General features: G+C 37.1%; 16 protein-coding genes. 7 read left to right on the forward strand and 9 right to left on the reverse strand.

Annotated elements, in window-relative coordinates; genetic code table 11:
- Positions 1 to 52 precede the first annotated feature (52 nt).
- From QOX35_RS01865 to thrC, 3 genes are all read left to right on the forward strand, one after another.
- Positions 53 to 658 (forward strand): SIS domain-containing protein, encoded by a 606-nt coding sequence (locus QOX35_RS01865; protein ID WP_006841631.1) that lies wholly within the window; start codon positions 53 to 55, stop codon positions 656 to 658.
- A 142-nt stretch (positions 659 to 800) separates the two neighbouring features.
- On the forward strand, positions 801 to 1,337 hold the full coding sequence (locus QOX35_RS01870) for a DUF4251 domain-containing protein (RefSeq protein ID WP_283685552.1): 537 nt from the start codon (positions 801 to 803) through the stop codon (positions 1,335 to 1,337).
- Positions 1,338 to 1,532: 195 nt separating this feature from the next.
- Positions 1,533 to 2,831 carry a threonine synthase gene (thrC, locus tag QOX35_RS01875; RefSeq protein WP_283685553.1) on the forward strand — a complete coding sequence of 433 codons (1,299 nt, stop codon included), beginning with the start codon at positions 1,533 to 1,535 and terminating at the stop codon, positions 2,829 to 2,831.
- Between the two features lie 55 nt (positions 2,832 to 2,886).
- Here the strand turns inward: thrC and QOX35_RS01880 are convergent, their stop codons facing one another.
- From QOX35_RS01880 to QOX35_RS01915, 8 genes are all read right to left on the reverse strand, one after another.
- Positions 2,887 to 3,540, reverse strand: coding sequence for a porin family protein (locus QOX35_RS01880; protein ID WP_283685554.1), 654 nt, complete (start codon positions 3,538 to 3,540; stop codon positions 2,887 to 2,889).
- A gap of 128 nt (positions 3,541 to 3,668) precedes the next feature.
- Positions 3,669 to 4,436, reverse strand: coding sequence for an acetylglutamate kinase (argB, locus tag QOX35_RS01885; RefSeq protein ID WP_283685555.1), 768 nt, complete (start codon positions 4,434 to 4,436; stop codon positions 3,669 to 3,671).
- A gap of 226 nt (positions 4,437 to 4,662) precedes the next feature.
- The gene (gene rpsO / locus QOX35_RS01890; protein WP_006841625.1) at positions 4,663 to 4,932 is read right to left on the reverse strand and encodes a 30S ribosomal protein S15; all 270 of its coding nucleotides are present in this window, start codon (positions 4,930 to 4,932) and stop codon (positions 4,663 to 4,665) included.
- 311 nt (positions 4,933 to 5,243) lie between these two features.
- Complete coding sequence (locus tag QOX35_RS01895) at positions 5,244 to 5,786, reverse strand: DUF6705 family protein (RefSeq protein ID WP_283685556.1); 543 nt, start codon at positions 5,784 to 5,786, stop codon at positions 5,244 to 5,246.
- Positions 5,787 to 5,832: 46 nt separating this feature from the next.
- On the reverse strand, positions 5,833 to 6,285 hold the full coding sequence (locus QOX35_RS01900) for a hypothetical protein (protein WP_283685557.1): 453 nt from the start codon (positions 6,283 to 6,285) through the stop codon (positions 5,833 to 5,835).
- Positions 6,286 to 6,287: 2 nt separating this feature from the next.
- Complete coding sequence (locus QOX35_RS01905) at positions 6,288 to 7,871, reverse strand: hypothetical protein (protein ID WP_283685558.1); 1,584 nt, start codon at positions 7,869 to 7,871, stop codon at positions 6,288 to 6,290.
- 246 nt (positions 7,872 to 8,117) lie between these two features.
- Positions 8,118 to 8,495 (reverse strand): DUF3127 domain-containing protein, encoded by a 378-nt coding sequence (locus QOX35_RS01910; RefSeq protein WP_283685559.1) that lies wholly within the window; start codon positions 8,493 to 8,495, stop codon positions 8,118 to 8,120.
- Positions 8,496 to 8,558: 63 nt separating this feature from the next.
- Positions 8,559 to 9,689, reverse strand: coding sequence for an AI-2E family transporter (locus tag QOX35_RS01915; protein WP_135105360.1), 1,131 nt, complete (start codon positions 9,687 to 9,689; stop codon positions 8,559 to 8,561).
- Positions 9,690 to 9,772: 83 nt separating this feature from the next.
- Between QOX35_RS01915 and dacB the strand changes: the two genes are divergently transcribed.
- Positions 9,773 to 11,218 (forward strand): D-alanyl-D-alanine carboxypeptidase/D-alanyl-D-alanine endopeptidase, encoded by a 1,446-nt coding sequence (gene dacB, locus QOX35_RS01920; RefSeq protein WP_283685560.1) that lies wholly within the window; start codon positions 9,773 to 9,775, stop codon positions 11,216 to 11,218.
- Here the strand turns inward: dacB and QOX35_RS01925 are convergent.
- Positions 11,207 to 12,088, reverse strand: a complete 882-nt coding sequence (locus tag QOX35_RS01925; RefSeq protein ID WP_283685561.1) for a DMT family transporter — start codon at positions 12,086 to 12,088, stop codon at positions 11,207 to 11,209. The genes dacB and QOX35_RS01925 overlap by 12 nt on opposite strands.
- A 263-nt stretch (positions 12,089 to 12,351) precedes the next feature.
- Here QOX35_RS01925 and QOX35_RS01930 point away from each other — a divergent pair, with 263 nt between their 5' ends.
- The 3 genes from QOX35_RS01930 to QOX35_RS01940 all read left to right on the forward strand — a co-directional run bounded on the left by QOX35_RS01930 (position 12,352) and on the right by QOX35_RS01940 (position 15,699).
- Positions 12,352 to 13,092: a copper homeostasis protein CutC gene (locus QOX35_RS01930; protein WP_283685562.1), complete on the forward strand. Its 741-nt coding sequence runs from the start codon at positions 12,352 to 12,354 to the stop codon at positions 13,090 to 13,092.
- A gap of 103 nt (positions 13,093 to 13,195) precedes the next feature.
- On the forward strand, positions 13,196 to 15,070 hold the full coding sequence (gene mnmG, locus QOX35_RS01935; protein ID WP_283685563.1) for a tRNA uridine-5-carboxymethylaminomethyl(34) synthesis enzyme MnmG: 1,875 nt from the start codon (positions 13,196 to 13,198) through the stop codon (positions 15,068 to 15,070).
- Positions 15,071 to 15,147: 77 nt separating this feature from the next.
- Positions 15,148 to 15,699 (forward strand): adenine phosphoribosyltransferase, encoded by a 552-nt coding sequence (locus QOX35_RS01940; protein ID WP_135105355.1) that lies wholly within the window; start codon positions 15,148 to 15,150, stop codon positions 15,697 to 15,699.
- The last annotated feature ends 40 nt before the right edge of the window (positions 15,700 to 15,739 follow it).

A 15,739-nucleotide genomic window follows, 5' to 3' on the forward strand; every position in this document is an offset into this window, starting at 1 on the left:
CTTATTGTAAAAAGTCGGGATAATATTGTATCTTTGGCAAAAAAAAATTTAAATGGATACAAACGAAATACGCTCTATTTTAGAACATGAGTCTTCTGCGATATTGAATATTCCTATCAGCGATGCATATAGTAGAGCCATAGACCTTATTGTAGAACAAGTTAATCAGAAAAAAGGCAAGCTTGTGACAAGCGGTATGGGCAAAGCCGGACAGATAGCGCAGAATATTGCCACGACATTCAGTTCGACCGGAACACCGGCTGTATTTCTACATCCAAGCGAGGCTCAACATGGAGATTTAGGTATCCTACAAGAAAATGATATTGTATTAGCTATCTCCAACTCGGGGAAGACAAGAGAAATAATTGAGCTTATTACATTGGCAAAAGATCTGATTCCGGGCATAAAATTTATTGTCATAACCAGTGATTCGGAAAGCCTGCTTGCTCAGAAGGCAGACGTATTTATTCACACAGGACGCCCTGAGGAGGTCTGCACCCTAGGTTTAACGCCAACTACCTCAACGACAGTAATGACCGTTATAGGAGATATCCTTGTAGTGGGAACCATGAAAAGAATAGGGTTTACGAAGGTTGACTATGCAAAACGTCATCATGGCGGGTATTTAGGTCAGAAGTCGAGAGAAGACTGCAAATAAAAATCGACAGGAATAAACAGATCATTCTATATTAATAACTTAGGCAATAATCTTAAATTAATATAGATTGGGAGTGATTATTTCAAAAAGACAAAACTTAATTTTATTCTATAGCGTTATATAATTATTATAAAGAAATGCTATGAGAAAAATTGTATTTATCTTAGTTACAAGCATGTTGTTTTTCACAGGGTGTAAAACACAGCAGGATCCTGCACAAAAGGCAGCAGCAGACAGTGAAAGAGCTTATTGGGGGGAAAAAGCAATCCAGGCTTTAAATGAGAGGAAGTTTGTATTAGAGGCAGACAGAATTGACTTTAAACATGGAAATTTTGCCTATGTAACACCTAATACCAATTTCATATCCATGAATGGAGACAAAGCAACTATCCAAATGGCATTCAACTCACCGTATGCAGGTCCAAACGGAATAGGTGGAATTACTGTAGATGGAAGGGTTTCGAGCGTAAAGATGGAAACCGATAAGAAAGGAGTTGTTACATTCAGCATGATGGTGCAGGGCATAGGAGTGTCAGCGAATGTCTTCATCAGAATATATAAAGGAGACAATAAATGTGATGCGGTAGTAACCCCTAATTTCAACAGTAATAGAATAAGTTTCCGCGGAAGCCTTTATCACGAAGAAGATTCGAATGTATTTAAGGGACGTGCGTTATAAGACAGGTTCGAGCTATTCTATACTAACCCTTTTAAGAAAATAGATAAAGAAAGAATAAGAAGAAGCAGTGATTAGCCACAGCTTTTTTTATCAATACAAATTAACCTATTTATAGTCCTTTTACAAATAAAAAAATCTTTTAATTGATTCTTTCCTTTCATTTTATTACTTTCGCCTTTCATTAACCTGATGAATATGAAATATTATAGTACAAATAAACTTGCTCCTGATGTCAGTTTACAGGAAGCGGTAGTAAAAGGTTTGGCCCCCGATAAAGGGCTCTATATGCCTGAAAAAATAAAGATATTGCCACAATCTTTTTACGATAATATTGGCAATATGAGCTTTCAGGAAATAGCGTATACCGTAGCCGATGCGTTTTTTGGCGAAGATATAGAGTCCGAAACGTTGAAAGAAATAGTATATGACACGCTAAGCTTCGATACGCCAGTTGTACATGTAAATGATAATATATACAGCCTCGAGCTATTTCATGGCCCTACCCTCGCTTTCAAAGATGTAGGAGGTCGATTTATGGCTCGCCTGCTAGGATATTTTATCAAAAAACAAGGTCAAAAGGATGTAAAAGTCCTTGTTGCCACATCGGGAGATACGGGTAGTGCGGTTGCAAACGGATTTTTAGACGTTGACGGAATACATGTATATGTACTGTATCCCAAAGGAAAAGTAAGTGCGATACAAGAATGTCAGTTTACCACACTGGGACAAAACATAACAGCCATTGAGATAGATGGCACTTTCGATGACTGTCAGGCTCTGGTTAAAACAGCTTTTTTAGACGATGAACTAAATAAAAAGCTAAATCTCACGTCTGCTAATTCGATCAATGTCGCTCGCTTCCTTCCGCAAGCGTTTTATTACTTTAATGCTTACGCTCAGCTGAAGAAGCAAGAAAAGGCCGAGGATATCGTTTTTTGCGTCCCTAGCGGCAATTTTGGCAATATTACGGCAGGACTTATAGCCAAACGCATGGGATTGCCTGTAAGGCGATTTATTGCAGCAAATAACAGTAATGATATTTTCTATGAATATCTACAAACAGGAAAATACAATCCTCGCCCATCTGTACAGACTATAGCAAATGCAATGGATGTAGGTGATCCCAGTAACTTTGTACGTGTACTTGATCTTTACGAACATTCTTGGAACAAGATAAAAAAAGAAATTACCGGAGAATGGTATGATGATGATACAATCAGGAAAGTGGTGAAAGATACATACGAAAAAACAGGCTATCTACTTGATCCCCATGGGGCATGTGGATATTCAGCACTAGAGGACTCACTTGCAGCAGACGAAACGGGCGTTTTTTTAGAAACGGCTCATCCTGCAAAATTTCTGGAAACGGTAGAAGCCATTATCGAGAAATCGGTTGCCATACCGGAAAAATTGCAAGCCTTTATGAAAGGTGAAAAGAAAAGCATCAGTATGGGAAAAACATTTGAAGAGTTTAAAGAATATCTATTGAAATAAAAAGAATAAGCCCGATAAAATCGGGCTTATTTGTGTATATAATGGGTATAGTTTATTAAAACTTGTATCCAAGAGAAATACCCACATTCATATTTTTCACTGATACGCTGCTAGCATCCAATTTACCCAAATCTTCAAGATCAATCATTCCAAAATCAGCAATATTTACTAAACCGAAATCACAATTAACTCCCGCATTAAACTTACCAAACTCAGCACCAACGCCAAAACCTAATCCGAAATCAAATCTTTTCATCTTTAGACCTGCCGCTTCTGCTTCATCACCAAAAACCCCTACACCATCTTCTACTCCTTTCACTTTCCATTTACCATCTGCAGCATAAGCTATATATGGTCCTGCATGAAAAACAATACGCGTGCCGTTTGCTACAGTTAGTCTATATCCCGCATGAACAGGCAATTGTAGATAAGACAAGTTCATTTTTAGATTAGTATCCTCATTTACTTTTGCACCTTTTGATGTAAACTCCAAGCCGGTAAGTAAATAAAGATCGTTAGTTAAAGCGAAGTCCAATGTTACCCCGGCATTAAATCCAATCTTTGCTTTTGTATCTTGAAAGTCTCCGCTAAAGTTAGAAATATTCATTCCGGCCTTTACTCCAAAAGTCAAAGGTTTGTCTTGAGCATTTACTCCGATAGTAAGCAAAATTGCAGCCACAATCAAGGTCGTTCTAACGATCATTTTCATAAGTTAATTAATTAAGTTTGTAAATTGAATAAGATCAAAACAAATATACTTTTTTTTACTATATTCTACTAGAGTAATCAAATAAAAGTCCCTTTAGTTTTGGTTTTAGAATGAATACAGCTGATGCATTAGCAAATTCGTGTACCCGTATTTTCTCCAAATTCGGATGCACTTGTAATAATCACTTCTTTCACTCCTTTTTCTATCGCCTGAAAGGCATTTTCTAATTTGGGGATCATTCCTCCTTGTACAATTCCATCTTTAACCAATTGCTCAAACGTAGCTTTATTTATGTCACGAATCACACTCTCATCATCATTTTCATTCATGAGTACACCCTTCTTTTCGAAGCAATAAATAAGGGTTACATCAAACTTAAGAGCTAAAGCCTTCGCTGTTTCTCCGGCTATAGTATCAGCATTGGTATTTAGTATATTTCCTTCTTTATCGTGAGTCAGCGGGGCAAGAATAGGCACTATTCCTTGTTGGATAAGCGAAGACAATGTTTCAGCATTTACCTCTTTCACATCACCGACAAAGCCATAATCAACCTCTTTCACCGGTCGTTTTTCCGATCGTATGATGTTCATATCAGCACCGGTAAGGCCTAAGGCATTTACTCCTAGAGCTTGCAGCCCGGCAACAATATTTTTATTTACAAGGCCTCCGTATACCATTGTTACAATCTCTAATGTATCTCGATCAGTTACACGCCTTCCATTTACCATGCGGCTCTCTATACCTAGTTTCTCTGCTAGTTTGGTAGCAGAACGCCCTCCCCCATGCACAAGTACTTTGTAACCTTCTATCAGAGAAAAATCTTTCAATAACTGACGTAAAGATTGTTCTTCTTCTACAATCTTACCTCCAACTTTTATAATCGTAAGCTTATCCATTTCAATTAAATAATTTATGCTGTTCGAACTTTATTCCCCAAAAGGTGGCAAAAGTGACACTTTTTGTCCCTTATTTTAGGTGTTACTTTTTATACCGATTACAGAACGTATTACAATATTAGATATTTTTTCATCAAAATAATAGAGAAAATTCGTCCAGAGCACACAAAAATAAAAAGAGATTGAATCGGATGAAACAATCTCTTTAAAATTTCGCTGGAAAGAATTACTTTCTGATACCTAGTTCTTTGATTATCGCACGATATCTTTCAATATCATTTGCAGTAAGATAATCAAGTAAACGACGACGTTTACCTACAAGGCGTTTAAGTGATCTTTCTGTGTTATAGTCCTTCTTATTTGACTTCAAGTGTTCAGTCAAATGCGAAATACGGTATGAAAACAATGCTATCTGAGCCTCTGGTGAGCCAGTATCAGTGTTAGACTTTCCGTACTTTGCGAAGAGTTCTTGCTTTTTAGCTGAATCTAAATACATAGTAATTATTTAATTGTTTATAAACGAGGTGCAAAGATATGATTTATTTTTTGACAGACAAAGAATTAGCAAACCTTTTTTAAGACTAAAAATACTATATTATTCTAAATAAGCCTTATCCCATACTCTGTTTCCATACGGAAAAATATATATAAGGTATATCAACATCCATACCGTAGTCTGTTTGAGGATTATAGTTTATAGCCCGCTTATAAATCAAGGTATTATTTTAGATATTAATGGTATCATGCAATGTAAAAGGTTTGAAATTGCGAATAGGTCGTTCTCTTATTTCTTTATAAATCAAACTCTTATTTTTCAGGAAATTCAAAATGTGGCATAGCCTGTTCTCCAATTTGGCTTTTGGTTAGTGGCTTCCTGATAAAGATCAATTCTTTAGGTATGTCAAAATTATCCTTCGTGGAGTTCAATCCTGAAATCTTCCTTAACATATACCAATGTGCCGTTTTCCCATCAGTGCTTACATCAAAATAGGTCTTCCCATGAATTACTTTATTATCATCGGTTTCGTTATAACGAACTTCAAATTTCAGACCCTCGTCTTTATGAAATACTTGTAATTGGATAGATTCCAAGCTATTTATATCTGTGGTTTTTATTACCTTATTATTTTCAAGATACTTTATTGAACCAAAAATTGATTCCAAAGTTATTTTCATATCCTTTTCATAAATTGTCCCTTTTACAAATGCTATTTCATACGATTTATTACCGGATGTAGCGACCCATGTACCTTCCAATATTTTAAAATCATTACTTAATCTAGAAACTTTCTGGCTGAAACTGGAGAAAGAAATTATGAAAGTGATTAGAAATATTATTTGCTTTTTCATAATTATGGAGATATAGACAGAGCCGAAGCCCTGTCGCACTTATCTATTAATATTTCACCTCACCCACAATCATGTTCTTAAAGAAATCATAGTATTGCTGAATCCATGCTCCTCCATTATCATAGGTTCTGCGCAATTTTGTTTTTTCAGTATCATCCATTAAATCAGGCCAATATATATATATGCTCTGGGTTTTACGCCCTGGATACTGAAGAATATCTAACATAGTGGTATTACTAACATATATACAAATACCTGCATATTTATTTACTCGTGTGGAAGGCTCAGATATAAACATCTTTGGTGTTAGCTGCAAATCTTTCAGTACATCTGCCACCTTTTTTCCTTTATAACAATCGGCTCGCGTCTTAAAATTATAACGCAGAAATGCCGTAGTATCGTTGGCAAACTGATTAAACGCCTTATAAGGCTGGGTACACTGCGCGTCTGCATACAATGTAGCCGTTAATAACAGTATAAATAATAAAATCTTTTTCATAATTATGGACATATTTTAGGAGTGTACTTTGTATTCTTTCCGGTACCTTGCGTATCGGTTTTCTGTTCCTTAAATTCACCTATGGCACCTTGGCGGGATGATATTTTCAGTCCTGTATTGTATTGGTCAAGAATATGGGACAAAGCGTATGATTGCGCGTCATTTTGGGAATAACCTTTATCTTCCATATACTCTTTTGCCACTTTATACGCTTTTGCCCATTCTGACTCATTTTTAAACTCATCTCCATTTTTACCCCCTCGCTCATAGAAGTCATTGTTTGTAAATCCATTATAAAACCTCTCTAGTGCGGAAGGGTCGTTTACATAAATCATATATTCCTTACCATCAGCAGCAAAGGTCACTGTTCCCTTATAGCTGCCTCCCTGCTCTCTCGCACTCTTATAAAATCCGACAGTGGCAATGACATCCCCGCAGGATGGCGCGGCATTCAGGCCTGTATAATGGGTATGAGCTGTAAACACGGTATACCGAGAAGCCCCTATACCGGTATTATTCGTTCCCGGCGTACCCTGCCATACCTTTCCTCCGGTAATACTGTAAGTCCCAAATCCGGGGTCGTAACTGATACCTACCCCATATTCGGTCGCACTGTTAGTCTTGGCGTTTATACGCAACGATTCTATTTGCGATTTAACCGCTATATTACCTAAGGCACCCTGTGCTTTTTGTGAGTTTTGAGAAGCTTTATCGGTACAGTCTGTACGTTTTTCGGGGTTTTTACCACTAGTGCTCGTGCCTGTTCCCGAAGAGCCTCCTCCACCTGTATTTATAGGACCTACACTGGGGTTTCCAATGTCTACAGGCCCAAGACCTCCACCTCCCATATCATCTTCAACTGTCTCATTGTCTATGGGTTTTCTGCCACAAACAATCTCCACTTCATAACCACCATCCGAAGTCGCTCTTACATATGTATAGCATGTAGAAGATTTTGTTTTCTGTCCAGAAAAATCACGTCCTTGTAATATACTTTCTACTATTCTTCCATTACGGTATATCCATCCATTTACAAAATCCCCATCAGCATTAAAATATAATACCGTTCCATCGAGGTCATATAAACCCTGCAAATATCTACATTCATCAAAATCCCCTCTCTTTTTCATATAATTCAATTCAGGAATAACGACCATATTAAATATATAGTTTTCTCCTGTTACATGATTACGCATAACTACTAGCCGTAATACATTCCTGACAGCACTTATATCATCTTTGTCTATTACAGATTCCATTGTTTCCTCTGTCATAAAGTAGATTGTTTTACGCCCCTTACCATCAAAAGAAAATTCAACCACCGACCATGTACTGTCACTGAATAATAACCCTGAATCCCACTCCGGAGATAGTATTATTTCTTCTCCATTCTCTCTTTGACTTTTAAGCCGAGCCGTATTTCCAATATATTGCTCATACAAGCCTTTTGCTTCAACTACAGTCAGGGGTTCTACAGTTTTCGGCTCATCACCGTACACTTCATGATCGGAGCTACAGGCAGACATAATTATAAACAATAGGAGATACAGGGTTATCCATCGTAGAGAAGTTTGTTTGTGTTTCATAAGCAAGTTCTTTAACGTTTTATACTAACGAAGATATAAAGAATAAATATGTAAAAGATAGTTAAATCTCGTCATATGACTTTTTAGCACAGTTCTATTTTGCTATTCTATTAATTTAAAGACCATTAAAAAAAATAAGATAAGAATAAAATATGACTTTTATACACAAAAAAATGTGTAAAAGCCTTATCCAAAATGGATAACAAGCTTTTACACACTTAAATTATATACATTCTATATTTCTACTTAGAATGGCAGGTCGTCACCATCGCCACCACTGCTAAAATCTACAGGTGTAGAAGGAGCCGATTGTTGGGGTGCGGCACCGTATCCCGCCTGGGGACCTTCGGGAGCTGCTGCTCCTGCCGGATCAACCTTCCATGCACGTAAATCTGTATACCAGTTGCCGTTATACTCACGGCTTTCTATATCGAACGATACATCAAGAATATTACCAACCTGTAAAACAGACTCGTTAATTTTGTCACCCCACAATGTAACACATACTTTTTTAGGGTACATTCCGTCTGTCTCCAGTATTATACTCTGTTTTCTCCACTCTCCGTTTTTACCCATACCCGTTTGTACAGGCATCACTTGAATCAATTTCGCTGTTAATTGCATTATAGTTAGTTTCTTTTATATTTTTCAAATTGGAGCATAAAAGTACAAAAAAATCCGCACCTATCAAGTTTCATTGGTAGGGATATTGTGCTTTGCATTCTCTTCTGCCTGTATCCTTTCGGCGGAAGCTATAAATTCTTTATAGTATGACAAAAGTAAAGTTGTAAGAGGTATTGCGATAATCATTCCCACGATGCCGAGCAATGACCCCCACACCGAAAGGGAAAGAAGAATGATCGCAGGATTGAGCCCCATCGCCTTACCCATTATGCGAGGCACAAGAAATAAATCCATGATACACTGAACAATAATATATATAAGTGCGACTAGCCCGAGCATCATCCAAAAGCTATCGTTTGTCTGTGAAGCTCGCAACCAGCAAAGCAATATTGCCGGAGGGAAGGTGATAACCTGCAAATATGGAATCATGTGCACAAGTCCTACAATAATACCGAACATAATAGCCAACGGTAATCCGATAAGCTGAAATCCCGTAGCATACAGAATAGCAAGAATCACACAGATAAAAGCCTGATGTCTGAAGTATTTATTCATGCTGGTCTCCACATCCAAAGTAATACGATTTACGACAGGACGATATTTGGGAGGAATGAGGTATCTCCACAATTCGTTTATTTTATCATAATCGAGAAGAATAAATATTAAATACAAAAGGACGATAAAAACGACAGTAAGACCAACTAAGAAAGAAATAGTATTGGAGAATATCGCTTCAACAGCAGGACTCAGATATTGAACAATTTCTATCAGATTGTCTCTGGATAAACTATCTTGTATTTCTTTAAAATCTACATAACGCGAAAATATATCTGCAATACTCATAGGAATACCATCATGGCTGATAGAAGACAAATCATAAGTAGCGATAAGACCATTTATTTGCCATATTTCATTCTCTATAAGCGGAACTAATATAAAGCCCAATAGAGTAATAAATCCGGCAACGGAAAGAAGCGTTAGAACAACAGCCAAAGAGTGAGCCAACCTCAATCTTTTTTGATAGAATCGAACCAAGGGATTTAGCATATACGCCAATAGCCATGCAATAAGAAAGGGTAGCAAAACATCCTTCAAAATATACAGAAAATATAAAGCTCCTCCTATTGCAATAACACTAATGAGCATACGGATGGTCCTGTCGAATGTAAAAGGTTTTTCAAAAGGCTGGTTCATAATCTGTTTAGCTTCTTAATTATTTTATTTATATATCTTTACAAAGATATTTATTTTTCTAATTTAATTTCAGCATTTTGCTCATGAAGAATTTGAAAATCCAGTATTTATTAATATTCTTTGTTCTAGCGCATTACACTTTGTCAGCCCAAACAAGAGAACAAAGCCTACAACAATTTTTAAATAACAAAGGTTTAAAACACGCCTCTGTTGGAATTTGCGTAAAAGATTTCTCGGGAAAAGAAATAATATCAAACGATCCGGATAAAGCTTATACTCCGGCATCGATACTCAAAGTCGTAACTACGGCCAGCGCACTCGAAGTATTCGGACCTGACTATAGATATAAAACAACATTGGCAAAGGATAAAAACAATAAAAATGGTTTGCTTATTCATGGATACGGAGATCCCACCTTAGGAACAGAATTTTTGGATAATACTCCTTCCATATTTCTTTCTCTGTGGTTAGACAAAATAAAAGAAAACTTTCATTCCAACGACAAAATCGATATCACCATTATAGATGATTATTTTGGATATGACGGTATTTCGGAGCAATGGACATATCAGGATATCGGAAATTACTATGCTTCAGGATCATACGGAATAAGTATCTTCGACAATACATATAAACTTTACTTCAATACGCTAAATGAGGATACCTGCCCCCTGATTGTAAAAACTGAACCGGAAATAAACATCGATTTCCAAAATAGACTCAAGCTGAATAATAATGATGCAGATAACGGATACATACATGGGTCTCCCATGTCAAATAAAAGGCTTCTAACAGGAGATATCCCCGCAGGAAAGGCATCATTCAGCATAAAGGGAGATATCCCGAATCCGGGGCTTTATTTAGGCCAGACAATAAGGAAATTATTGCAGGAAAACAAATATGAAGTAGGTACGCTGAGTAATACCTATGAAAAATATTTTAGGCAGAAGCATCAGAAAGAAAAGAAATATTTCGATGAAAAGGTATTCTATACACACCTCTCATTCCCTATGAAAGACATTATAAAGGATACCAATGTAAGAAGTAACAACCATTATGCCGAACACCTCATACGCACAATAGGACGAGATAAAAACAAAGATATTTATTATTCGGCTCTCGATGCAGGGATAGAAGGAGTAAACGATCTGTGGAAAAGCAAAGGATTAGATACAGAGGCACTAATAATGTACGATGGAAGCGGATTATCTCCGGCTAATGCTGTAAGCCCCAACTTTATGTGTGACCTTCTCGTTTATATGCAGACAAAAAGTAAATACGCCGATACCTTCTTAGAATCCCTGCCAAAAGGAGGAAAAGACGGTACAGTAAGAAATCGATTGAAAGGCACACAGCTGGAAGGGAAAATTTCGATGAAAAGCGGGAGTATTGGAGGAGTGCAATGCTTTGCGGGTTATTACATAAACGGAGACGAAAAGTATGCATTTACAATTATGGTAAATAAATTTACGGGATCACGCAGCGAGATAGTAAAAGCAATAGACGCCCTTTTATTATCAATCTTCTAAGGATTTTTCCTTGCTTGTAACTATTACCAATGTAACAGCACCTATTACAAGAGCGAGCCCGAAGAAACTATTCCACCCGAATGGTTCTCCAAAATGTAATATGCCAACTAAAGTAGCCACTACAGGCTCCATCGATCCGAGTATGGAGGTAATGGTAGATCCGGCATACTTAACAGCCGAAACCAAAGCCAATCCCGAAAGAACGGTCGCAAATAAGGCCAATCCTATCAGATTAAACCACGACATGGCATTCGGAACTATTTCTATACCTGTGGTAGAATATGAAAACACAGAGAAAATAAATGCTCCAAAAAGCATTACATAAAAAGTAAACACCTCCGGATCAAGGCTTTTTATACTATTTCTGTTTAAGCTGACAATATAAGCAGAGTATGTAAAAACAGTCATTAATACAGACAAAAGCCCCTTGTTATTAATAAATCCTGTATCGCTCCAACACAACAAAGCAACTCCAACTAAAGCCAAGACGGCTGCAAACAACAAGTTACGAGATAATTTCTCTTTATAAAATATGATCATCATGCACGCAACTACCACAGGGTAAAGGAAATGGATAGTAGTAGCGACTCCGCTGGAGATAAAATTATAAGAGTAAATTAAACCCATCGATGTCATCGTATAAAGCAACCCCAAGAATAACAGCTGAGTAGCCAATTTAGGAGAGATTCTAAAGTTTCTTTTCCGAATAAGACATACAATACCCAGAAAAGCTGCCGCCAACAAACTACGATAAAACAATATAGAAGGAATATGCATCCCTGATTTCAATAAGGGAATAGAGAAAAATGCTATAAGCCCGAAGGTTCCGGATGATATCAACGCTAATGCAATTCCTTTTGATTTACTCATTATATTTTCAGTGCGAAAGTCAGCAAAGTTAATATTTCATTTTCATTGTTATCATATTTTCGATATCGCCACACAAGAAACAAAACTAACATTCTGATTATATTGTAATTACAATTATAAAATCAAAAAATTATAATAATTAAGACAATTAAGCATCACATAACCAAAGCATCTGAATATTTGTTTAAATAATAAATTATTCTTTATATTTGGAACTTCAAAAACAAAAAATAGAATAATCAATTAATAATAAGAAAGTTACGATGAATATAGTAGCCGAAGTTTGTGCAAATTCAGCACAATCAGCAATCGAAGCTCAAAAAGGAGGAGCTGTTCGGGTAGAATTATGTGATAATCTCGAAGAAGGAGGGACAACCCCTGCCCTTTCGCAAATAGAATTCACACGGAAAAATTTGAATATACAGGTGAATGTAATTATACGTCCACGCGGAGGTGATTTTTTATATAATGATCTCGAGTTTGAAATGATGAAAAGAGACATCCATCATTGTGGACAAGCGAAATGTGACGGAGTTGTTTTTGGCATCTTGAATACTGATGGAACAATAGACAAAGTAAGAAATAAAGAACTGGTTGAGATTGCTCACCAATATGGCATGAGTACTACTTTCCATCGAGCATTCGACAGATGCTCTGATTTGAATAAATCTCTCGAAGATATTATCAAACTTGGATGCGATAGAATACTTACCTCCGGTGGAATGAAAACAGCCCCTGAAGGAAAAGATATTTTAAGGCAATTAATAGAAAAAGCAAACAACCGTATCATCATTATGCCGGGTGGAGGAATTACAGAAAATAACATTGTAGATCTTGCAAAGGCTACAGGATTGAAAGAGTTCCACGGTTCTTTCAGGAGTCGATATACAGGAGAAATGCAATACCAATCTCCCGTCTTCGACAACTTCAATGAAGAGTATTCGATATTGCTATCAGATGCCGAAAAAATAAAATTAGCAATAGAAAATTCCAACAAAGCATAAAGAATATTGTTAATTTATATTGTACTGTAAACTAGCACATAAAAAAGAAAACAAAAAGTGCTAACTTTGCAGTGCAAATAATTATTATCCCCTTTTAAATAAGATGAATTTCAAATATGATATAATTGTCGTTGGGGCAGGTCATGCAGGCTGCGAAGCAGCCGCAGCGGCAGCCAATATGGGCTCGAAGACTTTGCTCATAACAATGGACATGAATAAGATTGCCCAAATGAGCTGTAACCCTGCAGTAGGGGGAATAGCAAAAGGACAAATCGTTCGAGAGATCGATGCGCTTGGAGGGCAAATGGGCATCGTTACAGACAAGACAGCAATACAGTTTCGCATGCTTAATAAATCGAAAGGGCCGGCAATGTGGAGCCCGAGAGCTCAGAGTGACAGAGCCAGATTTATTATGAAGTGGAGAGAGATTATTGAAAACACCGATAATCTTTTTATTTGGCAAGACACTGTCACTTCACTCATTATTCAAGACAAAACAATAACAGGAGTAAAAACGGCGATGGGTGTGGAATTCTCGGCCAAAGCGGTAGTTCTTACCAACGGAACGTTCTTGAATGGGTTAATGCATATTGGCAAAACACAGCTCGGAGGAGGACGTGTTTCTGAACCCGCTTCATTCGGAATCACCGAACAATTGAGGGATTTTGGGTTCACCACCGACAGGATGAAAACAGGAACCCCAGCCCGTATAGACGGAAGAAGCGTTGACTTTAGTCTGATGGAAGAGCAAAAAGGAGATGATGACTTCCACAAGTTTTCATACCTTGACTATGCGCCACGCACACTGAAACAACTTAGCTGCTGGATAACATATACAAACGATGATACCCATTCGACATTACGCGATGGATTGGATGATTCTCCACTATACAACGGGCAGATAAAAAGTATCGGACCACGTTACTGCCCAAGTATAGAAACAAAGATAGTTACTTTCGAAGAGAAAACATCTCATCAACTATTTCTCGAACCGGAAGGAGAAAGCACACAAGAATACTACTTAAATGGGTTCTCATCTTCTCTCCCACTCCATACTCAAATTGAGGCTTTACAGAAAATACCGGCATTCAGAAATATACACATATATAGACCCGGATATGCAATAGAATACGATTTCTTCGACCCTACTCAATTAAAACATACATTGGAAACAAAACTCGTTAAGAACTTGTTTTTTGCCGGTCAAATCAACGGAACTACAGGTTACGAAGAAGCGGGAGGACAAGGATTAATAGCCGGAATAAATGCACATATCAACACCCATGGCGGAAACGAATTTGTCTTAAAAAGAGATGAAGCATATATAGGTGTACTGATAGACGACCTTGTAACAAAAGGCGTAGACGAACCTTATAGGATGTTTACATCAAGGGCAGAGTATAGAATTCTTCTTCGTCAAGACGATGCTGATGTACGTCTAACAGAAAAAGGATACAACATAGGTCTGGCAAAACAAGAAAGAATTGCTCTATTAAATGAGAAAAAAGAAGAGGTTCAAAAGATAATAAACTTCGTGGCTAATTACTCCCTGAAACCGGAATACATCAACGAAGGATTATCCAACCTGGGAACCAACCCTCTTAAGCAAGGCATGAAGCTAAAAGATGTAATCACACGGCCACAAATTACAATAAAAAGTATCGCAGAATACATCCCTGCCTTCAAAGCAGAACTTGACAAAATCCCGAACAGAAAGGAAGAAATAATCGAAGCAGCGGAGATCATAATCAAATATGATGGCTATATAAAACGTGAACAAACGATAGCAGAAAAGATAACACGACTGGAAAACATTCGAATCAAAGACAAGTTTGACTACGAAAATATCTCTTCCCTATCAACAGAAGCACGACAAAAATTATCAAAAATAAACCCAGAAACAATTGCTCAAGCAAGCAGAATCCCCGGCGTTTCACCCAACGACATATCTATTCTTCTTGTGCTACTAGGCAGATAAATGAAGATGTTTCACGTGGAACGTATGCTAAAATAAAAATTGTTCCACGTGAAACACGACTAATACTAAACAAAAAAATGGACAAAAAAGAAAAGGAAGAAAAGCTTTTAACCCTCCGAGAAACGGTAAGAAACATACCCGACTTCCCGATACCCGGAATTCAATTCAAGGACGTCACTCCATTATTTAAAACAAAAGAATCTCTATCAAATCTTACAGAAGTTCTTTTAGACGAATACAAGAATAAAGGAATAACAAAAGTTGTTGGTATAGAATCGAGAGGTTTTATCATGGGGCCAATTATGGCCTTAGAACTTGGAGCCGGCTTCGTCCCAATTCGAAAACCCGGAAAATTACCTGCAGAAGTATTCGAACAGGAATATGAAAAAGAATATGGAGTAGATAAAATTCAAATACACAAAGACTCTCTATCAAAAGACGACGTGGTGTTGATCCATGATGACCTATTGGCTACAGGAGGCACAATGTATGCTGCATACAAATTAGTAAAGGACATGGGTGTAAAAAAAATATATGTCAACTTTATCATTGAGCTGGATGCACTAGAAGGTAGAAAGCTATTCCCTGCAGAGATTGATATTAATTCTTTGATTCATTACGAGATTTAAATTCTACAAAAAATTTAGGAGGAGGGGAGAAAAAAGAATT

The sequence above is a fragment of the Dysgonomonas sp. Marseille-Q5470 genome, assembly GCF_951230145.1.
Lineage (GTDB): Bacteria > Bacteroidota > Bacteroidia > Bacteroidales > Dysgonomonadaceae > Dysgonomonas.